This window comes from Acidovorax sp. Root70 (genome assembly GCF_001428225.1).
Taxonomy (GTDB): Bacteria; Pseudomonadota; Gammaproteobacteria; order Burkholderiales; family Burkholderiaceae_C; genus Acidovorax.
On the sequence record NZ_LMHQ01000027.1, the window covers coordinates 7,501 to 33,646 of the forward strand.

The following is a 26,146-nucleotide window of genomic DNA, read 5'->3' on the forward strand; positions in this document are numbered from 1 at the left end:
CGACGCCATGGTGACCACAAACAAGGGAATTGCCAGGCTGACGGCAGCAGCTACGCTGAACTGAGGCGTGGTGAAAACCGGCAGGGCCAACTCCAGCTGCACCGCCGACCAGGCCATCTGCCCCCGGGAGGCCACAAACACCACCGCCACCGCGAGGGTGATGACCACCGCATACCGCGCAGCCAGACGGCGGCTCACCAGATAGACCATCAACATCAGCAGCACCAAGGGTAACGCGGTCTGGGCTGCCGCAAACGCCTGCAGGCCGAAGCGGGCCAGCACGCCAGCCAGCAGGGCCGCGGCGATCTCCATGGGGATGCGGCTCATCACGCGCTCAAACCAGCCGGTAACGCCCGCCAGAGTAATGAGCAAGGCGCTGATCATGAAGGCGCCGATGGCCTCGCCCATGCTGAAGCCGCCCGCCAACCCCGCCGTGGCCAGCACGGCGGCGCCCGGTGTGGACCAGGCCACCATGACGGGCTGGCGCAGGATCAGCGAGGGCACCAGCGAACACAGCCCCATGCCCAGCCCCAAGGCCCACATCCAGGAGGTAATCTGCGCAGGCGTGGCGCCAAACGCCTGGGCGGCCTGGAATACGATGGCCACCGAACTGGTAAAGCCCACCAGCACCGCCACGAAGCCCGCCACTGCCGTGGAAAGGCTCAGGTCTTTGAAAAATTGCATGGGCGCGATTCTGTCACCGCACGCGCCTCGCTATTAGGGAGACCGGCAGCGTGCTCGAATCACTACACTATTAATAGCAATTTAGGCAATTGACACTAGCGCTACCGTGCAAAAACAGCCTCAAACCGCCTCGCAGTACCTGCAGGGGGCTTGGAGAGCCCCTGCGGTCAGATCTCGATCTTGGAGCCCAGCTCCACCACCGCGTTATTGGGCAAGTGCAGGAAGTCAGCCGCGCCACTGGCGTTGTGGTGCATCTGGGCGAACAGCTTCTCGCGCCAGGGCGCCATGCCGCTGCCGATGGTGGGGATGACGGTGTCGCGCGAGAGGAAATAGCTGGTGGTCATGGGCTCCAGCTCACAGCCTCGCCCGCGCAGCAGCTCCAGCGCACGGGGCAGGTCGGGGTCGTTCTTGAAGCCGTAGTGCACCACCACCTGCCAGCAGTCGTGCCCCAGCGACTCGACCTGCAGCCGCTTGTCCAGGCCAATCCAGGGTGTCTCATGGTTGTGTACGGTGACAAACAAGTTCTGCTGATGCAGAACCTTGTTGTGCTTGAGGTTGTGCAGCAAGGCATTGGGCACCGCGCCGGTTTCGGCCGTCAGGAAGACGGCCGTGCCATCCACCCGTGTCGGCGGGCTGATGAAGATCGATTCCAGAAAGTCCTTGAGGTCGATGGCATCGGCGCGCAGCTTGTCGTTGAGCAGGCGGCGCCCTTCCTTCCAGGTCATCATGAGCGAGAACACGATGCCGCCGATCATCAGCGGGAACCAGCCGCCTTGGAACAGCTTTAGCAGGTTGGAGGCGAAGAACGCCAGGTCCACCACAAAGAAGCAGCCCGTGGCCGCGATGCACAGCGCCAACGGATAGCCCCAGCCGTAGCGGATCACGAAGAAGGTCAGCGTGGTGGTGATCAGCATGTCCAGCGTCACCGCGATGCCGTAAGCGGCTGCCAGATTGCTCGACGAGCGGAACATCACCACCGCCAGCACGATGGCCACGAACAGCCCCCAGTTGACCAGCGGCATATAGATCTGGCCCGTGTCGCGCACGCTGGTGTGCTGGATGTTCAGGCGCGGCAGGTAGCCCAGCTGGATGACCTGTTTGGTCACGCTGAACGCGCCGGTGATCAGCGCCTGCGAGGCAATCACGGTGGCCATGGTGGCCAGGATGACCAAGGGCACCAGTGCCCAGTCAGGCGCCATCAGAAAAAATGGGTTCTTGACGGCCTCGGGCTCTGCCAGCAGCAGTGCGCCCTGGCCAAAATAATTGAGCGTGAGCGCCGGCATGGCCACGCCAAACCAGGCCATGCGGATCGGACGCTTGCCGAAGTGGCCCAGGTCGGCATACAACGCTTCGGCCCCCGTCACGCACAGCACCACCGCGCCCAGAATGATGAAGCTGGTGCCCGGGTTGGCCCACATGAAGCCCAGCGCGTGGTGCGGGCTCAGCGCCCACAAGATCTCCGGGTGGCCCACGATGTGCGACACGCCCAGCAGCGCGATGGTGATAAACCACACCAGCGTGATGGGGCCAAAAAACTTGCCAATGCCGCCCGTGCCGCGCTTTTGCACGGCAAACAGGCAAAACAGCACCACCAGCGTGATCGGGATCACGTAGTGCTTGAAGTGCTCGGACACCACCTCCAGCCCCTCCACCGCCGACAGCACCGAGATGGCCGGGGTGATGACGCCATCGCCATAAAACAGCGACGTGCCAAAAATACCCACGCCCAGCAGCACGCTGCGCAGCTGGGGTTTGTCTTTGACGGCCTGCGAGGCCAGGGCCAGCATGGCGATGAGACCACCTTCGCCGTTGTTGTCGGCGCGCAGCACCAGCACCACGTACTTCAGGGAGACGATGACCGTGAGGGTCCAGAAAAAGATGGAGAGGATGCCGTAGACGTTTGCGGGCGTGAAAGGCACATGGCCGGACCCGAACACCTCCTTGACGGCATACAGCACGCTGGTGCCGATATCGCCATACACAACACCGATGGCGCCCAGCGTGAGCGCTGCGAGCGATGACTTGGAGCTTTGCACTGACCACCCCCGGGCGCTCGGCCAGACGGGGTTCCGTTACTTTTGGGAACGCTATTGTGCGCCTGAGCCAGATCAAGCGTCTGGAGGCACCACTCCATGTTGCAATGCAGCAACTCGCTCTTGGCAAGCGGGCGTGGGCGTGGCATGCCGGGCGGCGCCCTCCCGCTGCAGGCCGTTGCGCGGGCCACTCCAGGGCGCCGCCAACCTGGACAAGCCCGCTTCGCCAAGCCGCACAGGGACTCAGCGGCACGGGCACACAGGGGGTTTAGTCGTACACCTCGGCGTCGGGGTTGGTCGCCTCCAGTTCATAGCTGGCCGCGAGCATCGCCAGCCGAGCCACCACGCCATACATATAGAAGCGGTTGGGTGCGCTCACCCCAGGGCGCACGCCGGGCTGGGGCATGTGGGTGCTGTGCTCGAAGGCCAGCGGCACAAAGCTCGCACCCGGGGCATTGAGGTTCTCGTCCACGCCGCGCTCGGCGTGCATGCGGTAGAAGCCGCCCACCACGTAACGGTCCATCATGTAGACCACGGGCTCGGCCACGGCCTCGTGCACCCGCTCCTGGGTCAGCACGCCTTCCTGGATGATGAGGTCGCTGACCGGCTGGCCGTCCTTGATGACGGCCATCTTGTTCTTGGTCTTGCGGTTCATCGCGTCCAGCTCCTTGGCATCGCGCACGGTCATCACGCCCATGCCGTAGGTGCCGTTGTTGGCCTTGACGATGACGAACGGCTTCTCGTTGATGCCGTATTCCTTGTACTTGCGCCGCACCTTGGTTAGCAAGGCGTCCACGGTAGTCTGCAGCTTGTCCATCCCCTTGTCTTCGGCAAAGTCCATGCCGTCGCACTGGCTGTACATGGGGTTGATGAGCCAGGGGTCGATGCCCAGCATCTTGCCAAAGCGCTTGGCCACTTCTTCGTAATTCTTGAAGTGCGTGCTCTTCTTGCGCACGCTCCAGCCGGCATGCAGCGGCGGCAGCAGGTACTGTTCGTGGATATCCTCCAGAATGCCGGGCGCGCCGGCCGAGAGGTCGTTGTTGAGCAGGATGGTGCAGGGGTCAAAATTCTTGAGCCCCAGGCGCCCCTTGTTGCGGACCACGGGTTCCAGCGTTACCGAGTCGCCGTTGGGCAGCTCGATCAACGTGGACTTCTTGATCTCGGGGCTGATGGAGCCCACCCGCACGTTGAGACCCGCCATGTTGAAGATGCGCTGCAGCTGCACCACGTTGGACAGGTAGAACGTGTTGCGCGTGTGGTTCTCGGGGATGATGAGCAGGTTGCGCGCTTCGGGGCAGATCTTTTCGATGGCGGCCATGGCGGCCTGTACCGCCAGGGGCAGCATCTCCTTGGTCAGGTTGTTCCAGCCGCCCGGGAACAGGTTGGTATCGACCGGGGCCAGCTTGAAGCCCGCATTGCGGATGTCCACCGAGGTGTAGAACGGCGGGGTGTGCTCCATCCACTCCAGCCGGAACCAGCGTTCGATGGCGGGCATCGAGTCGAGAATGCGCTGTTCGAGTTCGTTGATCGGCCCCGTGAGGGCCGTGATGAGATGCGGAACCATGGAAAGCCCTCGGGAAGCGATTGCGGTGAATTGTAGGATGTGGGGTCACGCCAGGTTTTCGCAAGTGACCCCGGGTGCAGCCCCTGCCCTGCCCCCTACCGGCGCCAGAACGCCGGGGTCAGCAAGGCCATGAAGCTCAGTATCTCCAGCCGCCCCAGCAGCATGGCCAGCGTACACACCCAGATCTGAAAGTCGGTCAACACCGCATAGTTGGACGCAGGCCCCACACTGCCCAGGCCCGGCCCCGCGCAGTTGACGCTGGCCAACACTACCGAGAACGCCGTCACCGAGTCCAGGTCCGTCAGCAGCATGACCATGCTCAGCCCAAAGACCGTGCCGCCATAGACCAGCATGAAGGCCAGCACCGAGAAGATCACCCGGTTGTCCACCACGGCATCGCCCAGCTGCACCGGCTGCACCGCGCGTGGGTGCACCAGACGGTTCATCTCGCGGCGCGCCTGCTTGACGAGGATGAGCATGCGCACCATCTTGATGCCTCCGCCCGTCGATCCGGCGCTGGTGGCCACGCCCGACAGCAGCAGCATGAACACCGGCGCAAACACGGGCCAGGCCAGGTAGTCCACCGTGGCATAGCCGGTGGTGGTGGCCATCGACACCAGATTGAACATGCCATGGCGCAAGGCATCGAGTGGCGCATAGACGCCCTTGGCCCACAGCAGCAGCGCCACCAGCAAGCCACCGCCGACCAGCGTGAACAGCGTGGCCCGCAGCTCCGGGTCGCGCCAGAAGCCGCCCCACTGGCCCTTGCGAAGGGCAATGAAGTACAACGCGAAATTGCAGCTGGCCACCAGCATGAAGAAGATGCAGATCGCCTCCAGCAGCGGCGACTGGAAGTAACCAAAGCTCAGGTCGTGCGACGACAGTCCGCCCAGGCTTACGGTGGTGAACATGTGCATCAGCGCGTCGAGCGGCGCCATGCCTGCGGCCCAGTAGGCCAGGCCACACAGCGTGGAGAACAACGCATACACCCCCCAGAGCCCCTTGGCCGTGCCGGTCATGCGCGGCGTGAGCTTGGTGTCCTTCAGCGGCCCCGCCGCCTCGGCCTTGAACAGCTGGCTGCCCCCGACGCCCAGCAGCGGCAGTACAGCCACGGCCAGGATCAGGATGCCCATGCCGCCCATCCACTGCAAAAAGGTGCGCCACACATTCACCGACACCGGCAGCGCATCCAGACCCGCAAGCACGGTGGAGCCCGTGGTCGTCAGCCCCGACACCGCCTCGAAGTAGGCGTGCGTGAACGACAGCGGGTGCCCGGCGTAGTGCCCGGCCAGCATCAGCGGCAGCGCGGCCGACAGGGGCAACAGCGCCCACACCAGCGAGACCAGCATCACGCCATGGCGCGGTTGCAGCTCCTGCCGGAAGAGCCGCAGCCGCCACCACAGCCACGCGCCGGCCAGCATCGTGGCGCCCATGGACAGCGGGTACACAAACCAGACGCCGTCGCGCGTCCACAGCGACACCGCCAGCGGCAGGCCCATGGACAGCGAGAAGGTCATCACCAGAATGCCCAGCACGCGCAGAACGGGAAACATGTCCGTCATGGAGGTCTCGCGCAGCTCGGTGCCGGGTCAGAAAAAAGTTGCGCTCACGCGGAAGAGCTTTTCCACGTCGCGCACCAGCCGCTTGTTGGGCAGGAAAAACACCACATGGTCGTTGCTCTCGATCACCGTCGCGCTGCGCGGGATGATGACCTCGGGCTCGCGCAGATCGGCAGCCGCTGCCCCCGCCGTTTCCGACGCGTCGGGTAGACCGCGCACGATCAGGCCGATGTGCACATCGCGCGGCAGCTGCAGGTCGCTGACTTTGCGGCCGACCACGCGCGAGCTCTTGCGGTCGCCGCGCGCCACAATCTCCAGCGCCTCGGCCACGCCCCGGCGCAGGCTGTGTACCGCCTGTACGTCGCCCTGGCGCACATAGGCCAGCAGCTCGCCCAGCATCGCCTGCGCGGGCGACAGGGCAATGTCGATCTGCGTGCCGTGCATCAGGTCGGCATAGCTGCGCCGGTTGATGAGGGCCAGCACCCGGCTAGCGCCCATGCGTTTGGCCAGCAGGCACGACATGATGTTGTCCTCGTCATCGTCGGTGAGCGCGAGGAACAGGTCCACCTCCTCGATGCCTTCGTCACCCAGCAGGTCTTCGTCGGTGGTGTCGCCCTGCAGCACCAGCACCTCGGGGGGCAGGGCCGACGCCAGCTCCACGCAGCGGTCCGCATGGTCCTCGATGATCTTGATGTGAAAGCGCCCGCCCGCCTGGCTGAGCTGCCGCGCCAGCCGCAGGCCCACGCGGCCGCCGCCCGCAATCATGATGCGGCGCACGGGCTGGGGCTGCTGGGAAGCTGGGCGGTGCAGGGCGGCCAGCACATTGGCAATGTGCTCGTGCGCGGCCAGCACGAACACCTCGTCCCCCGGCTCGACGCGGGTCTTGCCGTCGCAGGCGATGAAGCGGTCAGGCTCGTCCGGGAACCGCCGGTAGATCGCCACCATGCGCATTGCCAAATCCGGCGCACTCTCGCGCAGCGCGCCAATGGAGTGCCCGACCATGGGCGCCCCCACACGCGCCCGCACCGACACCAGGCAAGCGCGGCCCCCGGCAAACTCGCGCACCTGCATGGCCTCGGGGTACTCGATGAGCTTGCCGATGTAGCGGGTCAGCGATTCTTCAGGGCAGATGATGCGGTCCACCGCAAACCCCTCGGGGCCCACCAGCCGTTCATGGGCCTCGAAGCCTGTGGACCGCACCCGCGCAATGCGCTTGGGGATGTTGAACAGCAGCTGCGCGATCTTGCAGCACACCAGATTGGTCTCGTCCTGCGCGGCGCAGGCGATCAGCAGGTCGGTGTCCTCGGCACCCGCCTCGGCCAGCACGGCGGGCTCGATGCCGTTGCCCACCACCCCGCGCAGGTCAAACCGCGATTCCAGGTCGCGCAGGCGTGCGGCATCGGTGTCGATGACGGTGATGTCGTTGCGCTCGGACACCAGACTGTCTGCCACGCTCTGGCCCACGCGGCCGGCGCCGAGGATGATGATTTTCATGTGAAATAGGCCGCAAGCGCCAGTCGAACATGCGCCAGCAGCTATTGTTTCAGGAGCACATCAGGCCCGCACCTCGCCCTCGCCCAGTACCACGTACTTGAGCGAAGTGAGGCCTTCAATGCCCACCGGGCCGCGCGCGTGGAACTTGTCGGTGCTGATGCCGATTTCGGCCCCCAGGCCGTACTCGAAGCCATCGGCAAACCGCGTACTGGCGTTCACCATCACGCTGGCCGAATCCACCTCGCGCAGGAACTGCTGGGCGTGCATATGGTCGCGCGTCAGGATGGCGTCGGTGTGGTGGCTGCTGTAGCGGTTAATGTGCGCGATGGCTTCGTCCACCCCCGCCACAATCTTCACGCTGATGATGGGGGCCAAGTATTCCTCACTCCAATCCTGCTCGGTGGCGGGCACCAGGTGGGCACCTGGCACCGACTGCAAAATCGCTAGCGACTCGGGGCAACCGCGCATCTCCACGCCCTTGGCGGCATACACCGCGCCAATCTGGGGCAAAAACTCCGCCGCCACACCGCGCGCCACCAGCAGGCCTTCGCTCGCGTTGCAGGGGCTGTACTTGTTGGTCTTGGCGTTGTCGGCCACCTTGACGGCCATGGCGATGTCGCAGGGGTCGTCCACATAGGTGTGGCAGTTGCCGTCCAGGTGTTTGATCACGGGCACCTTGGCATCGCGGCTGATGCGCTCGATCAGGCCCTTGCCGCCGCGCGGGATGATCACGTCCACAAACTGCGGCATGGTGATGAGCTGGCCCACGGCCTCGCGGTCGGTGGTCTGCACCAGTTGCACCGCGTCTTGCGGCAGACCCGCCTCGGCCAGTGCCTGCTGCACGATCTTGGCAAGCGCCTTGTTCGAATCAATCGCCTCGGACCCACCGCGCAGGATGCAGGCATTGCCGCTCTTGATCGACAACGACGCGGCTTCGATGGTGACGTTGGGACGGCTCTCGTAAATCATGCCGAACACGCCAATCGGCACCCGCATCTGGCCCACGCGAATGCCGCTGGGCTGCTGCTTCATGCCGAGGATCTCGCCAATGATGTCGGGCATGGCGGCCAGCTGCTCGCAGCCCTCGGCGCAAGTCTCCAGCACCTTGGGGGTGAGCTTGAGCCGGTCCACCATCGGGCCCGCCAGCCCATTGGCCACGGCGCGCTCCAGGTCTTTGGCGTTGTCAACCTGTAGCGCAGCCACGTTCTCGCGCAGCAACCGGGCCAGCGCCTTGAGCGCTTTGTTTTTGATAGCTGCCGGCGCTTTGGCCATGAGCGCAGAGGCCGTTTTTGCCTGGAGACCGAGAGAGTGCGTGTATTCAGCGACGTTGAGGGCGTTCATCCAGCGATTTTGCCGCACTTGGTATCGGCCCGGTGGGCGCGGGCCCATGGCTGCTTTACCCTCGGGCCTGTCACCCACCATCGATCCGCCCGGCTACGCCATGACCGACACCGCCCACACCCAGCTCACCACCTTCACCCAGGCCCTGCAAGCCTTTGAACGCGGCGACCACACCGCCGCCGCCCTCGGCACCCTGGCCCGCCAGCAAACCACCCTGCTCGCCGCCCTGCCCCCGCGCTACAGCGAGGTGCTGCTGAACCTGCTGGACCGGCTGGAATCGAGCGCGCTGTTTTCGGAAGAAAGCTGCTCGTTCAGCCAGAAGGATCTGGTGGCGAATTTGAGCATGTGGGCTGAAAAAGCACAGGGCACATTGAACGCCCGCTGACACGCCCAAGGGCCGAGCGCAGCGATGGCCCGAGTGGCTGTTGGTTTCCGCTCCCCTCTGTAGGCGCCGAGGAGCGCAGCGGCCAGCGGATCAGGGCTCGCGATTGTCTGAGCGCAGCGAGTTCGAGCGAGACCCCGCTGGACGCGAGCACCGCAGGTTGCTCGAAGCGAAGCGCAGGGACGCAGACAGTGGGGTCGCCTTTCTTTTGGGTACTTTTCTTTGGCGAAGCAAAGAAAAGTACCTCGCCCGCCGGGGCGACAAACCGGCTCCCGCCGTGCGCACAGGCATGCCACCAAATCCGCGAGCAAGCCCCGACAACCACTACCAATTCAATAGCTGCCAGCGCTTATCCCACAAGCAATAGCGGCCAAAAACAGTCAAACCTCCGCCCGCCCCAACCACTTCTCCCGCGCAATGTAAGCCCGCACCCCCAGCCCCATGAACGGCTCCGGCGGCATCCGCGTCGGCCCACCCAACGCCAACGCATGCGCCAACAACGGATGCTCCTGCCCCAGCGCCAAACCCGCAGCCAGCGCCCCCAGGGCCGTGAACTTCACCACCCCCGCCCCATTGCACCCCGCCACCCCATGCACCTGCGGGGCCAGCCGCCCCCAGCGCGGCGCGCCATTGCGGGTGATGGCAATCGAGCCTTCCCAAAAATGCTCCAGCGCCACATCGCCCAGCTGCGGAAAACGCGCAGCAAACACGGCAGCGTGCTCACGCCGCACCCGCTCACGCACCGCAGGGCTTACGCGAAAATGCGGCGCATATTCAAAGCCCTGGCGCACCAGAATGCGGTGGTCGTCCGTGTAGCGCAGCGTGGCCCCGGTCACAGCGCTGGCGGGCGTCACGCCCCAGCCCTCGGGCGCGCCCAGGCGGCTGCGCTGCTCGGGCGTGAGCGGCGCGGTGAGCGATCCAAAGGTGACCAGCGGAAACGTCTCCGCCCCCCAGGCACTGCCAAACAAGCCCAGCTGCTGCGCAAAGCCATTGGCCGCCAGCAACAACTGCGGCGCACGCACGCGGCCCTGCGGGGTGTGCGCCACCACCTTGCCGCCCGACAAATCCAGCCGCTGCACGGGCGTTTGCTCGTGCAAGGTGACGTTGGCGGGCAGCGCATCGGCCAGGCCTCGGCACAGCGCGGCGGGGTTGAGGAGCACGGTGCCCGGCGTGTAAAGCCCGGCGGCAAAGTAGCGGGTGCCCAGGCGGGCGGCCAGGGCGTTGCGGTCCAGCAGCGCGTGCGGCGCACCCAGGGCGCGCAGCTCATCCACATGGTGCTGCAGCGTGCGCTCGGCGGCGGGCGATACGGCGCAGTGGTACTTGCCTGCGCGGCGCCACTGGCAGTCGATGCGGTGCTGTGTCACCAGCAGCTCCAGGTCGTTCATACCCGCCGTGAGCAAGGCCTGGTAGTGCGCAGCCTGGCGCAGTTCTTCGAGCGAGCTGCCAATGTTGTGCGGCACATCAATGGCAAAGCCCGAGTTGCGGCCTGAGGCGTTGTTGCCCACGGTGCCCGCGTCCACCACCACGATGTGGGCGTGCGGGCGCAGCTCGGCCAGGCGGCGCGCGGCGGCCAAGCCCGCAAAGCCCGCGCCCAGCACCAGCCAGTCGGCCGCCACATCACCCTGCAGCGCAGCGCGCGGCGTGCGTGGGGGCAGGATGGCGGACCAGCCGTTGGTGGCGTCGTCGTTGGGCAGGCGCAAAGGCAGGGAGGCCGCAGCGGCCGCCATCACCGGGCCGCGCTGGTCAGGCGGCACAGTTGCAGCGCCAGACGCTGCAGGGCCTGCCAGCCATCCTGCGGCCAGTCGGGCTGCTTGAGGCCTTTGACGATGCCGTCCACCGTGTGCGCCGACTGCAGCAGGCGCGCCAGGGCGGCGTCGCTGGCCTTGGGCAGGATGCGTTCAAACAGACGCTCCTTGGGGCCCCAGATGCGGTTTTCGCGCAGCGCCATGGGCAAGGGGCGGCCGGCGTTCATGGCGTCCTTCACGCGCTTCAGGGCGCGGATGTCTTCGGCCAGCGCCCAGTGCACCAGCACTTCGGCCTCGCCCTCGGCCTGCAGGCCATCGAGCATGCGCTGCACGCGGGCCGTCTGCCCGGCCAGCACCGATTCGGACAGCTTGAACACGTCGTAGCGCGCCACGTTAAGCACGGCGGCTTCGACCTGGGCTTGGGTCAGTTCGCCCGTGACACCCGTGTCACCTTTCGTGACGGGGTGCAGCAGCGCGAGCTTTTGAATCTCCTGGTGCGCGGCCAGCAGGTTGCCTTCCACGCGGTCGGCAAAGAACTGCAGGGTGCGTTGTCCTTCTTCGCCCGCCACCACGCGCTGGCCTTGCTGGGCCAGCCGCTGGGCAATCCACTGCGGCAGCTGGCCGCGCTCGATGGGGTCGATCTGGATGGAGGTGCCATTGCCCTCCAGCGCGGCAAACCAGGCACCGGTCTTGGTGGCTTTGTCCAGGCGCGGCAACATGACGATGGTGAGCGTGCTGTCATTGCCCCGGGCCAATTCGGCAATCTGCTGCAGCGCCACGCTGCCATCCTTGCCGGGCTTGCCTGAGGGGATGCGGATCTCGACGATCTGCTTGTCGGCAAACAGGCTGAGCGAGCCACCGGCGGCGAGCACGGCGCTCCAGTCGAAGTGGGCACCGGCCACGGTGTAGCTGCTGCGTTCGGTATAGCCCTGGGAGCGGGCCGTGGCACGGATGGCATCGGCAGCCTCTTGCTGGAGCAAGGGCTCGTCGCCATGCAGGACATAAAGCGGCGACAGGCCCCGTTGAAGATGCTGAGAGAGTTGGGCCAGGGCGACTTGCATGCGGCAAAGTTTATCGCCTGGGCAGACCCGCCATCGCGCAAATTGCCAGCGGATGCCCTCACAGTGCACAAGGGAGGCCACGAACCGATCAGCTGCGGCGCTGTTCATTGGCGTCCAAAGCCCTGAGAATTCCCCCGGGCGCCAGCGCCCCGACCGCTCACTGCCACCCCCCAGAAAGTCAGACCGCCATGCCCCCCACCGCCCTGCGCAGCGCACAGCCCACCAGCCTGATCGGCGCCCCTACCGACATCGGTGCCGGCGCGCGTGGCGCGTCCATGGGGCCCGAGGCCTTGCGTGTGGCAGGCCTGCAGGCAGCGCTGGAGTCCCACGGGCTGCAGGTGTTTGACCGGGGCAACCTGAGCGGCCCGGCCAACCCGTGGCAGCCGCCGGTGGACGGCTACCGCCACCTGCCCGAGGTGGTGGAGTGGAACCAGCGTGTGTTCGACGCGGTGTATGCCGAGCTGCAGCTGGGCCACCTGCCCATTCTGCTGGGGGGTGACCACTGCCTGGGCCTGGGCAGCATCAGCGCCGTAGCCCGCCACTGCGCGGAGGTGGGCAAGAAGCTGCGGGTGCTATGGCTGGACGCCCATGCCGACTTCAACACCAGTGCCCTGACGCCCAGCGGCAATGTGCATGGCATGCCCGTGGCCTGCCTGTGCGGGTTTGGCCCCGAGGCACTGACCGGGCTGGCCCGCATGCCGGGTGGTGGGCCAGCGCTGCACCCGTCGCAGATCCGGCAGATCGGCATCCGCAGTGTGGACGCGGGCGAAAAGCGCTTTGTGCACGAGCAGGGCCTGGAGGTGTTCGACATGCGCTACATCGACGAGGTGGGCATGCGCCAGACCATGCAGCAGGCGCTGGCCGGGTTGGATGCACACACCCACCTGCATGTGAGCTTTGATGTGGATTTTCTGGACCCCGACATTGCGCCCGGCGTGGGCACTACGGTGCCCGGTGGCCCCACCTACCGCGAAGCACAGCTGTGCATGGAGATGATTGCCGACAGCGGGCGGCTGGCCTCGCTGGACATTGTGGAACTCAACCCCGCGCTGGATGTGCGCAACCGCACCGCCGTGCTGGCGGTGGACCTGGTGGAGTCGCTGTTTGGCAAGAGCACACTGATGCGCGTGCCCTCGCTCGGACAGGGGCCAACGCCGAGCGCCTGAGCACCTGAGCGAGCAGACGCTCTGAGCCGCTCCTAACGCTTCGCAGCGGCCAGCCGGCGCATGAGCTGCTGCACCAGATCCGTCCGCATGTCGCGGTAGAGCAGCGCCTCTTCGGCTTCCTTGGCCAGCGCAATGGTTTCGTTGTAGCTGATGTCGCGCTGCTGCAGCAGCTCGGTGTCCGGAATCAGCTCCACGCCCGTGGGCGTGCGCAGGCGGAACTTGATGCGCAGGCGCAGCTGCAGCTCGCGCACCTGACCCGATGCGTTGAGGCCCACCACCACGCGCTCCTGCTGCTCCTGCAGCAGGTCGAAAATGGCCTCTGCCGTCGGCATGCTGGCCGGGTCGCGCAGCAGCTTGAGCTGGCTGCCCGATCCGTCGAGCGTGCGCTGCAGCTCCCGCGCCAGCGGCGAGCTGGCAGGGGCCGCGATGTAGAGCGAGCCAAACCCGAACTCCGGCACGCCACGCAGCCGGAATCCGCAGGCAGACAACAGGGCCACGGGGGCCAGGCTGAGCAGGGTGCGTTTGTTCATGGGGTCAGACCACCACGTTCACCAGACGGCCGGGCACCACGATCACGCGCTTCGGATGAGCACCGGCAGCCTGGGCCACGAAGGCCTCGCTGGCCAGCGCAATGCGCTCGATCTCGGCCTTGTCGGCCTGGGCGGGCACATGGATGGAGCCACGCAGCTTGCCGTTGACCTGCAGCATGAGTTCGATCTCGTCCTGCACCAGGGCGCTGGCATCGACCTGCGGCCAGGGCGCATCGAGCAGTTCGCCCAAGGCACCGGCGTAGCCCAGGCCCGCCCACAGGCTATGGGCGATGTGCGGCGTGGCGGGGTACAGGCAGCGCAGCAGGATGCCAAAGCCTTCGATCAGCGCCACCTGGGCACCGGCCGAGTCGGTGGCCTTGAAGTCTTCGAGCGCGTTGATCATCTTCATCGCGCCCGAGACCACGGTGTTGTACTGCATGCGCTGGTAGTCGTAGTCCACCTGCTTGAGCACGTTGTGGATCTCCAGGCGCAGGGCCTTGGCTTCCTTGCCAAATTCCACGTCTTTCAGGCTGCTGGCGCTAGCCACGCTTGCGGTAGCAGCTCCCATATCCATAGCAGACAGCTTCACACCGAAGTTCCATACGCGGCGCAGGAAGCGATAGCTGCCTTCCACGGCCGCGTCGTTCCACTCCAGCGTGGCTTCGGGCGGGGCGGTGAACATGGTGTATAGGCGGGCGGTGTCGGCGCCGTACTTCTCGATCAGGTCCTGCGGGTCCACGCCGTTGTTCTTGGACTTGGACATGGTGCCCACGCCCTCATAGTCGATGGGCGTGCCCACCGGCAGCACGCCGTCGCCGCTGGTGGCTTCGCTCTTGAGCTTGGCGCCGACGATCTTGCCGCCCTCGTCCAGCACATGTTCCACGTCGTGCGGCCAGAAGTAGTCCTTGCCACCCTTGGCGGTGCGGCGGCTGTAGATGTGGTTGAGCACCATGCCCTGGGTGAGCAGCTTGGTGAAGGGCTCATCGACCTTGACCAGCCCCAGGTCGCGCATGACCTTGGTCCAGAAGCGGGCGTACAGCAAGTGCAGGATGGCGTGCTCAATGCCGCCGATGTACTGGTCCATGCCGCTGCCGCCAGTGGCATGTTGCTGGTCCCGCATCCAGTAGGCGGTGCCATCGGCCACCATGGCGTCGGCGTTCTTGGGGTCGCAATACCGCATGAAGTACCACGAGCTGTCCACAAACGTGTCCATGGTGTCCGTCTCGCGGCGGGCCGCCTTGCCGCACACGGGGCAGGTCACCCCCGCGTGGAAGCCTTCGTGCTTGTGCAGCGGATTGCCGGAGCCGTCGGGGATGCAGTCTTGCGGCAGCACCACGGGCAGGTCTTTTTCCGGCACGGGCACGGCGCCGTGCTCGTCGCAGTGGATGATCGGGATCGGCGTGCCCCAGTAGCGCTGGCGGCTCACGCCCCAGTCACGCAGACGCCAGGTGGTCTTCTTCTCGCCCAGGCCCTTTTGCTCCAGCGCATGGGCCACGGCGTTCACGGCCTCCTTGTACGACAGGCCGCTGAAGCTGTCGGAGTTGATGGTGACGCCGCGCTGCTTGTCGCCGTACCAGTCGTTCCACTGGTGGTAGTCAAAGTGCTCGCCATCGACCAGCACGACCTGCTTGATCTCGATACCGTACTTGAGGGCGAACGCAAAGTCGCGCTCGTCGTGGGCGGGCACGCCCATGACGGCACCGTCGCCATAGCCCATCAGCACGTAGTTGCCGACCCAGACCTCGACCTTTTCGTCGGTGAGTGGGTGCGTGACGAACAGGCCCGTGGGCACGCCCTTTTTCTCTTGCGTGGCAAGCTCGGCCTCGGTGGTGCCACCGCTCTTGCATTCTTCGATGAAGGCCTTGAGCGCGGGGTTGGTCTTGGCGGCATGGGCGGCCAGCGGGTGCTCAGGCGCCACGGCGCAGAAGGTCACGCCCATGATGGTGTCGGCACGCGTGGTGAACACGTACATCTTGCCGTCGCCGATCAGCGCACCGTCGTCGCCTGCAATGTCGTGCGTGAACGCAAAGCGTACGCCCTCGCTCTTGCCGATCCAGTTCTCCTGCATCAGCTTCACACGCTCGGGCCAGCCGGGCAGCTTGTCACCGGTCACAAAGCCCAGCAGCTCTTCGGCGTAGTCGGTGATCTTGAGGTAGTAACCAGGGATCTCGCGCTTTTCGACCACCGCACCGGTGCGCCAGCCCTTGCCGTCAATCACCTGCTCGTTGGCCAGCACAGTCTGGTCCACCGGGTCCCAGTTCACGACCTGGGTCTTGCGGTAGGCAATGCCCTTTTCCAGCATCTTCAAAAACAGCCACTGGTTCCACTTGTAATAGGTGGGGTCGCAGGTGGCGACTTCGCGGCTCCAGTCGATGGCCAGGCCCATGGCCTGCATCTGCTTTTTCATGTACGCGATGTTTTCGTACGTCCACTTGGCCGGGGGCACACCGTTTTTCAGCGCAGCGTTTTCGGCGGGCAGGCCGAAGGCGTCCCAGCCCATGGGCATCAAGACGTTGTGGCCGTTCATGCGCAGGTAGCGCGTGAGCATGTCGTTGATGGTGTAGTTGCGCACGTGGCCCATGTGCAGCTTGCCGCTGGGGTAGGGCAGCATGGAGCAGGCGTAGAACTTCTTCTTGCTCGTGTCTTCCGTCACGCGGTAGGCGTCGGTGGCGGTCCAGTGGTCGTGCGCCGCGCGTTCGACGTCTTGGGGAGAGTATTTGTCTTGCATGGGAGCTCGGGGGTGAGAGAAGAGTGCAGCCGCAGGGCCGCGCTGCAGGGATTTTAGGCGGTCAGGGACTGGCACCAGCGTGCCAGCAGCCGGGGTGGGTCAGCGGGACGGGGCTGGAGACGCAGGCGACACAGGATTCGCCGCAGGTTCGGCCACAAATCCGATGCGCTGCAGCCCGGCCAAGTGGGCCGCACCCATGACTTCGACCACGCGGCCATAGGGCACGGCAGCGTCGGCGCGCAGCTGCACCTCGGTGTCAGGGCGCTCGGCGCCAATGCGGCGCAGGCGCTCGGCCAGCGCAGCCTGCGACAGGGGCTGGTCATCCAGAAACGCCTGGCCCGAGGCGTCGACCACCAGCGTGACGAATTGTGGGGCCGTGCCGGGCGTGGCGCCCTCGGTGCGCGGCAGGTCCAGTCGGATGGAACTGGCCAACAGCGGTGCCGTGAGGATGAAGATGACCACCAGCACCAGCATCACGTCCACCAGCGGCGTCATGTTGATGTCGCTCATGGGCTGAGGCCCGGCGGTGCGTTCAAGTCTTCCGAAGGCCATGACGGGGTCGTGCTTCCTGGAGCTCAGGGCCGCAGATCAGCGGGGACAGAGGTGTCAATGACCAGCTCGCGCAGATCGCGCGCAAACCCTTCCAGGTCGGCCTCAATGCGACCGAGCAAGCGGCCAAAGACGTTGTAGGCCAGTACGGCAGGGATCGCCACGGCCAGCCCAGCCGCCGTCATGACCAGGGCCTCGCCCACGGGGCCGGAGACGCGTTCGATGGTGATCTGCCCCGCACCTGCCATGGCCGTGAGCGCGTGGTAGATGCCCCACACGGTGCCCAGCAGCCCCACAAACGGCGCCGTGGAGCCCACCGTGGCCAGCAGCACCTGCCCGAACTGCAGGCGCCCCAGCACATCGTGCAATGCATCGCGCAGCACCCGCGTGAGGCGCTGCGACAGGCTGCCTGCAGTGGCCAGCGCGGGCTGGGCCATGCTGTCGTGATTCGCTATCAAATTTGCAGCAACCACCAAAGGAAGCACTAGCGCATCCCGGTCAAAAGACTGCAAACGCTGCTGCGCCAGGGCCAGAGAGGGCGCCTGCCAGAACGCGGCCGTGCAGCGGGCTACATCAGCACTGGCGCGGCGCATGAGCCGCAGCTTCCACACAATGACCACCCAGCTCGCCACCGACATGGCCAGCAAGACCAGCGCCGCACTTTGCGTGACAGCGTCGCCCTGGCGCCACCAGTGGAGAGCGTCCATGGGAGTCGGCGGGTCAGTTCAAACCCAGCACGTCGAACATGTCGAACATGCCGGTCTTGTGGGCCGCCAGGAAACGCACGGCGCGCAGGGCGCCCTGCGCATACGTGGCGCGGCTGGAAGACTTATGGGTGACCTCAATGCGCTCGCCAATGCCCGCAAACAGCACGGTGTGGTCGCCCACGATGTCGCCGCCCCGGATGGCCGCAAAGCCGATGCTGGAGGGGTCGCGCTCGCCCGTCACGCCTTCGCGGGCGTACACGGCGCAGTCCTTGAGATTGCGGCCCAGGGCTTCGGCAATCACTTCGCCCATCTTGAGCGCAGTGCCCGAGGGCGCATCGACCTTGTGCCGATGGTGGGCTTCGATGATTTCGATGTCGTACCCCGTGGCCATGGCCTTGGCGGCCATTTGCAGCAGCTTGAGCGTGACGTTCACGCCCACGCTCATGTTGGGCGAGAACATGACGGCGGTGCGCTGTGCGTAGGTGTCGAGTTCGGCCTTTTGCGCATCGGTGAAGCCGGTCGTGCCGATGACGGCTTTCACACCCAGTTCGGCACATACCGCGAGGTGGGCCAGCGTGCCTTCGGGGCGGGTGAAGTCGATCAGCACCTCTGCGTTCTTGAGGCCCGACGCCACGTCGGCCGTGATGGCCACCCCGCTGGCGTAGCCCAGAAAGGCGGTGGCGTCCGAGCCGATGGCGGGGCTGGCGGCCACGTCCAGCGCACCAGCCAGTACGCAGTCGTCACTGGCGCGGATAGCCTCGATCAGCATGCGGCCCATGCGGCCCGAGGCCCCGGCAACGGCTACACGAAGGGGGGATGCCGCGGGGGCCGCTGGCGAAGAAGTCGCGGTCATGGAAGGGTCCTGTTCAATGAAAGGGCAGCGAGCGCACAAGGCGCACTGCCAGTGCCGCAAGGATCAGCGCGCGGGCGCTTCGAGCGGCGGGTAACTGGTGGTGGCCGGCAGCGCAGGCGTGGTTGCAGCCGCTGGCGCGGGGCGCTCCTTCACCGGGTATTTGGCCAGTTGCTCCGGCGTGGCCTCCAGCACCGGCGTCTTGCCCTTGGCGCCATCGCGCGCACCCAGCGTGGCGACGAATTCGGTCTCGGTCGGCATTTCATCGCCTTCAGAGCGCTCCAGGGCATCGCCCTTGAAGAACACGGTCAGCTTGCGGGTCTGGATTTCTTCGCCAGGGCGTTTGAGCGTGAACACGTACTCCCAGCGGTCCGCATGGAACAGGCTGGTGACCAGGGGTGTCCCGAGGATCTCGCGCACCTGCTGGCGGCTCATGCCAGGCTGCAGGGCTTCGACTTGCTCGCGGGACACGAAATTGCCCTGCACCACGTCCACCCGGTAGGGTTTGACGATGCTGGCGATGCGACTGCCGGCGCCATCCAGACTGCCGCAACCGGTCAGGGCAGCCATGCTGGCACCGATCAACATAACCAGGCCCAGACGGGCGCTGTAACGGGCTTGGACGGGCATGGGTAAAAGGCCAAAGGATATGATCGTCCCATTGTAGCGGCAGCCCCTCCAGCCCCCGAGGCCGCTGCCCGCCCCTCCCCCACAGAGCCAGCCATGACCAATATCGACGAACTCAAAAGCACGGGACTCAAGGCCACACTGCCCCGCCTGAAGATTCTGGAGATTTTCCAGAAAGGTGCGCAGCGCCACATGACGGCGGAAGACGTGTTCCGGGTGCTGCTGGAAGAACGCTCGGACATCGGCCTGGCCACCGTGTACCGGGTGCTCACGCAGTTCGAGCAGGCCGGCATCCTGATCCGCAGCAACTTCGAGAGCGGCAAGGCGGTGTACGAGCTCAACGAGGGGCAGCACCACGACCACTTCATCTGCACCTCGTGCGGCAAGGTGGAAGAGTTCTACGACGCGGAGATCGAAAAACGCCAGCATGCGGTGGCGAAGGCCAAGGGCTGGGTGGTGCAGGACCACACCATGGCGCTGTACGGCCAGTGCGCTGCCTGCGCGAAGAAATGACTCCCCCCTGAGCCGCCTTCGGCGTCTTCCCCCAGAGGGGGACGCTCCCAGCGCTGCGGGGCGGCCCTTGCGCGGGAGCCCTGGCATGGGCCGCGCCAGTTTCGTCGGCCTGAGCGCCGCTAGCCGCCGGTATCGCGCTCCATGGCGCGGCGGTGGCGCTCGACGAACTCCTGGTACGTATCGATGCCGCGCAACTGCAGGATGGTGTTGCGCACGGCGGCTTCGACCAGCACAGCGATGTTGCGGCCGGCCACCACCTGGATCACGACCTTGAGCACGGGCACACCCAGCACATCCTGGGTGAGCGGCTCGTACGGCAGGCGCTCGTAGTCCCGCTCCATCGTTTCCTTGCGCACCAGGTGCACGATGAGCTTGAGGCGCATCTTGCGGCGCACGGCCGTCTCGCCAAAGATGGCGCGGATGTCGAGCAGGCCAATGCCGCGCACTTCCAGCAGGTTCTGCAGGAGTTCGGGGCACTTGCCCTCGATGGTGGTCTGGTTGATACGAAACAGGTCCACCGCATCGTCGGCCACCAGGCCGTTGCCGCGCGAGATCAGCTCCAGGCCTAGTTCGCTTTTGCCCAGGCCCGACTCGCCGGTGATCATCACGCCTAAGCCCAGGATGTCCATGAACACGCCGTGCATCGTGGTGCGGTCGGCAAAGTGCTTGGACAGGTAGGCGCGCAGCACGTCGATGACAAACGCCGACGACTCGTGCGTGGAGAACATCGGGATCTGCGCGCGCTCGCACATCGACACCAGCGCATCGGGGGCGGTCTGGTTGTCGGCCAGCACCAGAACCGGCGGCTCCAGCGTCACGATGCGGGCAATGCGGCGCTTGCAATCGTCGGGGGACGCGTTGCTCAGGTAGGCGATTTCGCGCTCGCCGAGGATCTGGACCCGGTAGGGATGGATGTAGTTGAGGTAGCCGACCAGGTCGGCGCCGGAACGCGCGGAGCGCACGGCCACTTCGTCAAAGCGGCGCTCTGAGGCCCCAAGACCCGCCACCCATTCCCACTTCAGCAGGCCGCGAAACTCCTCAAAAAGGACGTCGGCACTGACAACATTGGGCTTCACGGCGGTTCAGTCAGTGCAAAAAAACGGTGTGGGGGAGGGCGTGTAGTGCAGGAACTCAGGCGGCCTGCGTGGACTGCCAGCCTGCAATCATGCCGTGCAACTCCGTGGCATCGGTGCAGGCCTTGAGTTTCTCCCGCAAGGCCGAGTCGCTGAGCAGCTCGGCAATTTCGGACAGGATTTCCAGGTGCTTTTGCGTCGCCGCCTCGGGCACCAGCAAAAAGATCAGCAGACCGACCGGCAATTCGTCCGGTGCGTCGAAGCCGATGGGGTTGAGTAACTGGAACACCGCGGCCATCGGTGCCTTGAGGCCCTTGATGCGCCCATGGGGAATGGCCACGCCATGACCGAGCCCGGTGGAGCCCAGGCGCTCGCGTGCAAACAGACTGTCGGTGATCAGGGCGCGCGACAGCCCATGCTGGCTCTCGAACAGCAGACCCGCTTCTTCAAAAGCACGCTTCTTGCTGGTGGCGTCCACGCTCACAAGCACTTGAGCGGAGGGCAGGATGGAGGCGAGTCGGTTCATGGTCAAGGGTAACAATTATGCACATATTGGCAAAAACCCTGAGGGCAACAAAAAACCGCCCAAAAGGGCGGCTGCTTTGCCAGGCTCAGGGCTGGCGCATCAAGCATTCAGTTCGCGCTTGACGGCTTCGTGGTGGTGGTCTTGCAAACGATCCTTGTGGCGCACGACCTGACGGTCCATCTTATCAACCAACTCGTCCACAGCGGCATACAGGTCGGCGTGGGAGCTTTCCGCAAACAGGTCGCTGCCCTTGACATGAATATTGCATTCCGCTCGCTGTCTCTTTTCCTTTTCCTTTTGCTTCTCTACCGTCAGCAGTACCTTGACATCGACAACTTGGTCAAAATGGCGGGTGATCCGATCCAGCTTGGTGGTGACGTAGCTGCGCAAGGCGGGGGTAACTTCGAGGTGGTGACCGCTGATCGTCAAGTTCATAAATAAGTCTCCTGTGGCTCTCGGTGGAAAAACGCCGCCCTGGATCAGAGGAGCGGCTCGGCGAACTTGGATGCATCCGTTGACGTGAGTTCACTATGCCCCCGCCCTCCCCGAAAAGCAATCCCATACCGCCGCAGGCCACTGGGTTATGCCCGGCAAGGTGCCAAGCGCTCCAAAAGCGCGCACAATGAGCGGATTGGAGGGGCCGCAGATTCCTGCGCAAGATCCCCCTCAACGGGCTGACGGCGCCGCACCATGGAGCTTGAGTCGGCCCACCACCAGCATCGATAGCGCGCTGGCACTGATGCCCACCAGCGCGGCCACCCAGTAGTTCTGCACCAGCCCCTGCGCATCGCGGCTGATCAGCACCCCACCCACAAAAGACGCGACCCCCATCGAGGCCGATTGCACAGACGCGTTCAGTGTCATGAAGGTCCCCCGCAACGGCGCGTGCGCCGCCGAGGCGATGATGGCCATGCCCGGGATCATGCGGCCGCTGACAAAAGTGAACATCAGCGTCGACACGATCAACACCCCCCACAGCGGCAACCCCTGCACCAGGGTGATGCCAAGGATGCATGGCAGGCCCGCCAAGGCCAGCCAACGAAACGTCGACACCTTGCCGCGCCGGTCGGTCATCCGCCCAAACAGCCGCGCCGTGAACAAGGTCACCACCCCGCCGCACAGGTACACCAGCGGCACTTGGTCGGCGCGCACGCCAGCATTCGTCTGCATGTAAATGGTGATGTACGGGATCACCGTAAAACCTGTAAACATCAGCAACGCCGAGAACAGAAAGGCCCAGCGGTGGTTGCCATCGGCCAGCACCTGCGTGATGCCGCCCAATACAGACCGCCCGTTCGCAGCCTGCACATGGCCCGTCATGGTTGGCAGCGTGCGGGCAGCCTGCACAGCCAGCACACCCACCATGGCGGCAATGCCAATGAACGGCAGGTTCCAGCCCCCGTACTGCGCAAGGATCAGGCCCAGGGGCACCCCCGCCACCGTGGACACAGAAAACGACGTCATCACGATGCCCATGGCGCGCCCGCGCCGCTCAAAGGGCACCACATCGGCCACGATGGTCTGCGACAAGGCCGACAGCACGCCGCCAAAAGTCCCCGCGAGAATGCGCGCCACCATCAGCGTGCCGTAGGTGGGCGCCAGGCCGCAGGCCAGCGTCGCCAGCCCAAACAGGCCGTAGAGCACCAGCAGCAGCCGCTTGCGACCGAATCGGTCGATGTAGGTCGAGGCCAGCAGGCCCGACGCACCGGCCGACAGCGTATAGGCGGATACCAGCAACCCAAACTGCGCGTCGCTGATCGCGAACAGCTGCGTCAGCTGCGGCCCCAGCGGCATCATGATCATGAAGTCGAGGATGTGGGTGAACTGGATGCCTGCCAGCGTCAGCAGCAGCCACAGCTCGCGGCGAGGAGAAAGCGCAGGGGAAGAAGACACGGCAGATGGCCACAAAGGCCCAGGCGGGTTCAGGGCCGCCCAGTGTGCCGCATGCGTACCGGGCGCGCACCCCTGCCGCCGCAAGCCCCTGGGAAACCTCCGCGCTCCAGGCCGGCGCGTAAAATCGCCGGGTTGCGGCCAGGCTTGGCCTGCCGCACCCCCTCCCCTACGTTCTTCGGCCTGCCCGCAGCGGATACCCACCGCCCACACCGACACCATGACCCAGCCCAGCCCCACCGCCCTGCACACTTCGGCCCTGACTTCGCTGCCCCTGCTGGCACGCGGCAAGGTGCGCGACAACTACGCCGTGGGCGACGACCGCATCCTGATGGTGGCCAGCGACCGCCTCTCGGCCTTCGACGTGATCATGGGTGAACCCATCCCCGGCAAGGGTGAGCTGCTCACGCAGATGGCCCTGTTCTGGTTCGACAAGCTCGGTCACATCTGCCCCAACCACCTCACAGGCGACGCCCCCGAGAGCGTGGTGAGCCCTGAAGAGGCCCCCCAGATCCGTGGCCGCTCGATGCTGGTGCAGCGCCTCCAACCCATCCCGGTCGAAGCCGTGGTGCGCGGCTACCTGGCCGGCAGCGGCTGGAAGGAATACCAGGAGTCGCGCTCGGTCTGCGGCGTGCCCCTGCCCGAAGGCCTGACCAACGCCGCCAAGCTGCCCGAACCCATCTACACGCCCGCTGCCAAGGCCGCCATGGGCGAGCATGACGAGAACATCACATTCGAACGCACGGTGGAGATGATCGGCCTGGACCTGGCCACCCGCATCCGCGACCTGAGCATTGCGATCTACAAGGCCGCAGCCGACATCGCGCTCACCAAGGGAATGATCATTGCCGACACCAAGTTCGAGTTCGGCCTGGCACCCGATGGCACGCTGGTGCTGATGGACGAGGTGCTGACCCCCGACAGCTCCCGCTACTGGCCCGTGGAAGGCTACGCAGAGGCCCTGGCCAAAGGCGAAAACCCGCCCAGCTATGACAAGCAGTTTGTGCGTGATTGGCTGGAACAGGCCCAGGTCAATGGCAAACCCTGGGACAAGACAGCGCCGTCGCCCCGCCTGCCCCAAGCGGTGATCGAGAAGACAGCGGCCAAATACCGCGAGGCGCTGGAGCGGCTGACCTCGGCCTAAACGTTTCCGAGGCGGCTTCTTGGGGACCGGGTCCTTCCGGCTCCCGCTGATCTTTTGAAAGCACGGGAGAGCCGCCTGGCCGTGCGCCCGCCAGACTGTTGCGCGATGCAAGCCCGACGCCCCCTTGGCCGCCTTCAGCGCAGCGGCGTCTCGGCCGCCTCAAACCGCAACAAGGGCTCGCCGTCTGCTCCTCGCAGCACCAGCCGGGTGCCGTCCTGGCGAAAGCCTTGCACCGCCAACAGGGCTTCAAAATAACGGGTCTCGATCCCGCTGCTCTGCAGACACAAAGCGATGTTGGACACCAACTGGCCCAAACGCAGCCGCCCGCTTTGCGGCTGCCACTCGTAGTTGGCCAGAAAGCGGTTGCAACCGCCCGAACCGATCACCCGCGCCTCCTCTGCCTGAAAAACCAGGTGGGGAGCCACCGCGCCGTCGGAAGGGCTTGGGACGGCTTCTCCCCCCATCTCGACGAGCCTCCAATGGGTCAGCAGCAGGGGTACCGACGCCTCCACCGTGGCAGTCTGAGGCAGCATCCGCTGCATTTGAACGTCAACATGGCGGTAGGCGGCCTCCTGGGGCACGGGGTAGCGCCTGTCGCTGGCGAGCAGCAAACGCCCTTCCAAGGTCACGGTGGACCGCACCTCGTAACGCCCCTTGGGCGCAAACCGCATCGAAGGGTAGGGAATCCGCAATGCGTAGGGAGGCTGGCCCGCAGGCGCTCGGCGTTGCCGCCCCAGGACGACGGGCGGTTGGTCCGGCTGGGTGACATCCAGCAGCGTGGCCTCAAACACCGCCTCGGGGGGAAACACCACGCGCTCTCGTGACAGCGCCACACCCGTCACGACAGCATCCGGTTCAGGGGGGCGGGTGGCGCAGCCAGCCAGCCCCAGCAGTCCCCAGAAAACACTGCAGTACAGCCCGCGGCGGGCCCAGCCAGCGCAGAGCCCCTTGCGCCCGGGTCGAAGCACCATGGCGAGTGCCGTGGTCGCCCTGCTCACCCTTTCAACCTCTCGCCGCCCTCAGCTCAGCACCACGCTGGACAGCCGCCGCCGGTAGGTGGCCACCACAGGGTCTTCGGGCGGGATCTGGCCCTCGGCGACCTTGGGCTTGGGGGCCTCGATCAGTTCGAGGATGGCGACATAGGTCTTGCGGGCGGCCTCTTCGCCCCACGCCTTGTCGCGCATGAGGATTTCGAGCAACTCGTCCATGGCGTCGGTCCAGCGCTGCTGGGTGATGAGCCAGCGGGCGCGGGCATAGCGGGTGTCGAAATCGCGCTTGTTGGCCGCGATTTTTGCTTCGAATCCGGCTTCAGCGGAGGCGTCATATGCGCCCGACGCTACAAAATCAAGAGCATCCATCCAGGCCTTGAGGGCCCCCAGCTTGCGCGACATGGCAGCCTTGGCAATCACGGGCGCAAAAGCCACCTTGGCATCGTCCTCGCGCCCCAGCTGCAGCAGCAGCTTGACGTAGTCAAAGCGCGCGTCATCGTTGGCGGGGTCGGTGACGACGGCGTGCTGCAGTTTCTCCAGCGCAGTGCCGGTGTCGCCTTCTGCCAGAGCTTCCAGCGCCTCTTCTTCCTCCGCCTCGGCCACCATTTCTTCGGCGGTGGGTACGTGCTTGTCGAGGAAAGCGCGCACCTGGCCTTCGGGCAAGGCGCCCATGAAGCCGTCCACAGGCTGGCCATTCATCAACAGCACACAGGTGGGAATGCTGCGGATGCCGAACATGCCCGCCAGTTGCTGCTCCTGGTCGGAGTCGATCTTGGCGAGCTTGAAGCGGCCCGCATATTCCGTCTCCAGCTTCTCCAGCACAGGTCCCAGCGACTTGCAGGGGCCGCACCAGGGCGCCCAAAAGTCCACCAGCACGGGCACGTTCATCGAGGCGGCAACCACCTCGGCTTCAAAGTTCTCTACGGTGACGTCAATCATGATGGTGTGGGGCCGGGGCCTATGGAGCGATGTGCGCGCTATTTTGGCCCAT

At 65.5% G+C, this 26,146-nt stretch carries 24 protein-coding genes (1 of these 24 cut by a window edge); 4 read left to right on the plus strand and 20 right to left on the minus strand.

From position 1 onward, the window contains the following. The 6 genes from ASD94_RS13275 to ASD94_RS13300 form a co-directional block, all read right to left on the minus strand. Positions 1-684: the 5' portion of a benzoate/H(+) symporter BenE family transporter gene (locus tag ASD94_RS13275; protein ID WP_056643691.1), read on the minus strand. It extends 504 nt beyond the left edge of the window; 684 of the gene's 1,188 nt are visible here — the first part of the coding sequence; the start codon lies at positions 682-684; its stop codon lies off the left edge, out of view. Between the two features lie 167 nt (positions 685-851). Further along, complete coding sequence (locus tag ASD94_RS13280) at positions 852-2,720, minus strand: potassium transporter Kup (RefSeq protein ID WP_056643693.1); 1,869 nt, start codon at positions 2,718-2,720, stop codon at positions 852-854. A 265-nt stretch (positions 2,721-2,985) separates the two neighbouring features. Then, the gene (gene gshA, locus ASD94_RS13285) at positions 2,986-4,281 is read right to left on the minus strand and encodes a glutamate--cysteine ligase (protein ID WP_056643695.1); all 1,296 of its coding nucleotides are present in this window, start codon (positions 4,279-4,281) and stop codon (positions 2,986-2,988) included. A gap of 95 nt (positions 4,282-4,376) precedes the next feature. Then, the gene (locus ASD94_RS13290) at positions 4,377-5,843 is read right to left on the minus strand and encodes a TrkH family potassium uptake protein (protein WP_056643697.1); all 1,467 of its coding nucleotides are present in this window, start codon (positions 5,841-5,843) and stop codon (positions 4,377-4,379) included. 27 nt (positions 5,844-5,870) lie between these two features. Continuing rightward, complete coding sequence (trkA, locus tag ASD94_RS13295; RefSeq protein ID WP_056643698.1) at positions 5,871-7,334, minus strand: Trk system potassium transporter TrkA; 1,464 nt, start codon at positions 7,332-7,334, stop codon at positions 5,871-5,873. 60 nt (positions 7,335-7,394) lie between these two features. Continuing rightward, positions 7,395-8,675, minus strand: coding sequence for a glutamate-5-semialdehyde dehydrogenase (locus tag ASD94_RS13300; protein WP_056643700.1), 1,281 nt, complete (start codon positions 8,673-8,675; stop codon positions 7,395-7,397). Between the two features lie 46 nt (positions 8,676-8,721). On the opposite strand from ASD94_RS13300, the gene ASD94_RS13305 reads away from it, so the two are divergent. Further along, positions 8,722-9,060 (plus strand): hypothetical protein, encoded by a 339-nt coding sequence (locus ASD94_RS13305; RefSeq protein WP_156391432.1) that lies wholly within the window; start codon positions 8,722-8,724, stop codon positions 9,058-9,060. A gap of 377 nt (positions 9,061-9,437) precedes the next feature. Here the strand turns inward: ASD94_RS13305 and ASD94_RS13310 are convergent, their stop codons facing one another. Continuing rightward, positions 9,438-10,811: an FAD-binding oxidoreductase gene (locus ASD94_RS13310; protein ID WP_235510666.1), complete on the minus strand. Its 1,374-nt coding sequence runs from the start codon at positions 10,809-10,811 to the stop codon at positions 9,438-9,440. After that, positions 10,784-11,863 carry a DNA polymerase III subunit delta gene (gene holA / locus ASD94_RS13315; RefSeq protein ID WP_056643701.1) on the minus strand — a complete coding sequence of 360 codons (1,080 nt, stop codon included), beginning with the start codon at positions 11,861-11,863 and terminating at the stop codon, positions 10,784-10,786. Before holA ends, ASD94_RS13310 begins: the two co-directional genes overlap by 28 nt. Positions 11,864-12,051: 188 nt before the next feature. Between holA and rocF the strand changes: the two genes are divergently transcribed. Next, entirely contained in the window at positions 12,052-13,029 is a 978-nt protein-coding gene (rocF, locus tag ASD94_RS13320; protein WP_056643703.1) for an arginase, read from the plus strand. Between the two features lie 32 nt (positions 13,030-13,061). On the opposite strand, the gene lptE is transcribed toward rocF, so the two are convergent. From lptE to ASD94_RS13350, 6 genes are all read right to left on the minus strand, one after another. Beyond that, entirely contained in the window at positions 13,062-13,559 is a 498-nt protein-coding gene (lptE, locus tag ASD94_RS13325) for an LPS assembly lipoprotein LptE (RefSeq protein WP_056068079.1), read from the minus strand. Positions 13,560-13,563: 4 nt separating this feature from the next. Continuing rightward, positions 13,564-16,287, minus strand: a complete 2,724-nt coding sequence (gene leuS / locus ASD94_RS13330) for a leucine--tRNA ligase (RefSeq protein ID WP_056643705.1) — start codon at positions 16,285-16,287, stop codon at positions 13,564-13,566. Positions 16,288-16,386: 99 nt separating this feature from the next. Then, entirely contained in the window at positions 16,387-16,839 is a 453-nt protein-coding gene (locus ASD94_RS13335; RefSeq protein ID WP_056643707.1) for a biopolymer transporter ExbD, read from the minus strand. A 23-nt stretch (positions 16,840-16,862) separates the two neighbouring features. After that, complete coding sequence (locus tag ASD94_RS13340) at positions 16,863-17,543, minus strand: MotA/TolQ/ExbB proton channel family protein (RefSeq protein WP_056643708.1); 681 nt, start codon at positions 17,541-17,543, stop codon at positions 16,863-16,865. Between the two features lie 13 nt (positions 17,544-17,556). Next, the gene (gene dapB, locus ASD94_RS13345; RefSeq protein WP_082576875.1) at positions 17,557-18,396 is read right to left on the minus strand and encodes a 4-hydroxy-tetrahydrodipicolinate reductase; all 840 of its coding nucleotides are present in this window, start codon (positions 18,394-18,396) and stop codon (positions 17,557-17,559) included. Between the two features lie 63 nt (positions 18,397-18,459). Continuing rightward, positions 18,460-19,023 (minus strand): outer membrane protein assembly factor BamE, encoded by a 564-nt coding sequence (locus tag ASD94_RS13350; protein WP_056643712.1) that lies wholly within the window; start codon positions 19,021-19,023, stop codon positions 18,460-18,462. A 93-nt stretch (positions 19,024-19,116) separates the two neighbouring features. Between ASD94_RS13350 and fur the strand changes: the two genes are divergently transcribed. After that, a complete protein-coding gene (gene fur, locus ASD94_RS13355) occupies positions 19,117-19,533 on the plus strand; it encodes a ferric iron uptake transcriptional regulator (RefSeq protein ID WP_056643713.1) in 417 nt (138 codons plus the stop codon). Positions 19,534-19,652: 119 nt separating this feature from the next. On the opposite strand, the gene hprK is transcribed toward fur, so the two are convergent. The 4 genes from hprK to ASD94_RS13375 all read right to left on the minus strand — a co-directional run bounded on the left by hprK (position 19,653) and on the right by ASD94_RS13375 (position 23,025). Continuing rightward, positions 19,653-20,609 carry an HPr(Ser) kinase/phosphatase gene (gene hprK, locus ASD94_RS13360; RefSeq protein ID WP_056643715.1) on the minus strand — a complete coding sequence of 319 codons (957 nt, stop codon included), beginning with the start codon at positions 20,607-20,609 and terminating at the stop codon, positions 19,653-19,655. Positions 20,610-20,664: 55 nt separating this feature from the next. Continuing rightward, positions 20,665-21,132, minus strand: coding sequence for a PTS sugar transporter subunit IIA (locus ASD94_RS13365; protein WP_015016130.1), 468 nt, complete (start codon positions 21,130-21,132; stop codon positions 20,665-20,667). Positions 21,133-21,231: 99 nt separating this feature from the next. Further along, positions 21,232-21,567, minus strand: a complete 336-nt coding sequence (gene hpf, locus ASD94_RS13370; protein ID WP_056643717.1) for a ribosome hibernation-promoting factor, HPF/YfiA family — start codon at positions 21,565-21,567, stop codon at positions 21,232-21,234. Between the two features lie 231 nt (positions 21,568-21,798). Continuing rightward, the gene (locus ASD94_RS13375) at positions 21,799-23,025 is read right to left on the minus strand and encodes an MFS transporter (RefSeq protein ID WP_056644118.1); all 1,227 of its coding nucleotides are present in this window, start codon (positions 23,023-23,025) and stop codon (positions 21,799-21,801) included. 217 nt (positions 23,026-23,242) lie between these two features. Between ASD94_RS13375 and ASD94_RS13380 the strand changes: the two genes are divergently transcribed. After that, positions 23,243-24,166 (plus strand): phosphoribosylaminoimidazolesuccinocarboxamide synthase, encoded by a 924-nt coding sequence (locus ASD94_RS13380; protein ID WP_056643719.1) that lies wholly within the window; start codon positions 23,243-23,245, stop codon positions 24,164-24,166. A gap of 134 nt (positions 24,167-24,300) precedes the next feature. Here the strand turns inward: ASD94_RS13380 and ASD94_RS13385 are convergent, their stop codons facing one another. Both ASD94_RS13385 and trxA read right to left on the minus strand, forming a co-directional pair. Next, positions 24,301-25,137 (minus strand): META domain-containing protein, encoded by an 837-nt coding sequence (locus ASD94_RS13385; RefSeq protein WP_082576876.1) that lies wholly within the window; start codon positions 25,135-25,137, stop codon positions 24,301-24,303. Between the two features lie 48 nt (positions 25,138-25,185). After that, positions 25,186-26,094: a thioredoxin gene (gene trxA, locus ASD94_RS13390; RefSeq protein WP_056643721.1), complete on the minus strand. Its 909-nt coding sequence runs from the start codon at positions 26,092-26,094 to the stop codon at positions 25,186-25,188. Positions 26,095-26,146: the final 52 nt, after the last annotated feature.

Bases quoted from the DNA above. Each gene is read 5' to 3' on its own strand.
- gshA (WP_056643695.1), bottom strand. From the start codon at position 4,281: ATGGTTCCGCATCTCATCACGGCCCTCACGGGGCCGATCAACGAACTC.
- ASD94_RS13290 (WP_056643697.1), bottom strand. From the start codon at position 5,843: ATGACGGACATGTTTCCCGTTCTGCGCGTGCTGGGCATTCTGGTGATG.
- trkA (WP_056643698.1), bottom strand. From the start codon at position 7,334: ATGAAAATCATCATCCTCGGCGCCGGCCGCGTGGGCCAGAGCGTGGCA.
- ASD94_RS13300 (WP_056643700.1), bottom strand. From the start codon at position 8,675: ATGAACGCCCTCAACGTCGCTGAATACACGCACTCTCTCGGTCTCCAG.
- ASD94_RS13305 (WP_156391432.1), top strand. From the start codon at position 8,722: ATGGCTGCTTTACCCTCGGGCCTGTCACCCACCATCGATCCGCCCGGC.
- holA (WP_056643701.1), bottom strand. From the start codon at position 11,863: ATGCAAGTCGCCCTGGCCCAACTCTCTCAGCATCTTCAACGGGGCCTG.
- rocF (WP_056643703.1), top strand. From the start codon at position 12,052: ATGCCCCCCACCGCCCTGCGCAGCGCACAGCCCACCAGCCTGATCGGC.
- lptE (WP_056068079.1), bottom strand. From the start codon at position 13,559: ATGAACAAACGCACCCTGCTCAGCCTGGCCCCCGTGGCCCTGTTGTCT.
- leuS (WP_056643705.1), bottom strand. From the start codon at position 16,287: ATGCAAGACAAATACTCTCCCCAAGACGTCGAACGCGCGGCGCACGAC.
- ASD94_RS13335 (WP_056643707.1), bottom strand. From the start codon at position 16,839: ATGGCCTTCGGAAGACTTGAACGCACCGCCGGGCCTCAGCCCATGAGC.
- ASD94_RS13340 (WP_056643708.1), bottom strand. From the start codon at position 17,543: ATGGACGCTCTCCACTGGTGGCGCCAGGGCGACGCTGTCACGCAAAGT.
- dapB (WP_082576875.1), bottom strand. From the start codon at position 18,396: ATGACCGCGACTTCTTCGCCAGCGGCCCCCGCGGCATCCCCCCTTCGT.
- ASD94_RS13350 (WP_056643712.1), bottom strand. From the start codon at position 19,023: ATGCCCGTCCAAGCCCGTTACAGCGCCCGTCTGGGCCTGGTTATGTTG.
- fur (WP_056643713.1), top strand. From the start codon at position 19,117: ATGACCAATATCGACGAACTCAAAAGCACGGGACTCAAGGCCACACTG.
- ASD94_RS13365 (WP_015016130.1), bottom strand. From the start codon at position 21,132: ATGAACCGACTCGCCTCCATCCTGCCCTCCGCTCAAGTGCTTGTGAGC.
- hpf (WP_056643717.1), bottom strand. From the start codon at position 21,567: ATGAACTTGACGATCAGCGGTCACCACCTCGAAGTTACCCCCGCCTTG.
- ASD94_RS13380 (WP_056643719.1), top strand. From the start codon at position 23,243: ATGACCCAGCCCAGCCCCACCGCCCTGCACACTTCGGCCCTGACTTCG.
- ASD94_RS13385 (WP_082576876.1), bottom strand. From the start codon at position 25,137: ATGGTGCTTCGACCCGGGCGCAAGGGGCTCTGCGCTGGCTGGGCCCGC.
- trxA (WP_056643721.1), bottom strand. From the start codon at position 26,094: ATGATTGACGTCACCGTAGAGAACTTTGAAGCCGAGGTGGTTGCCGCC.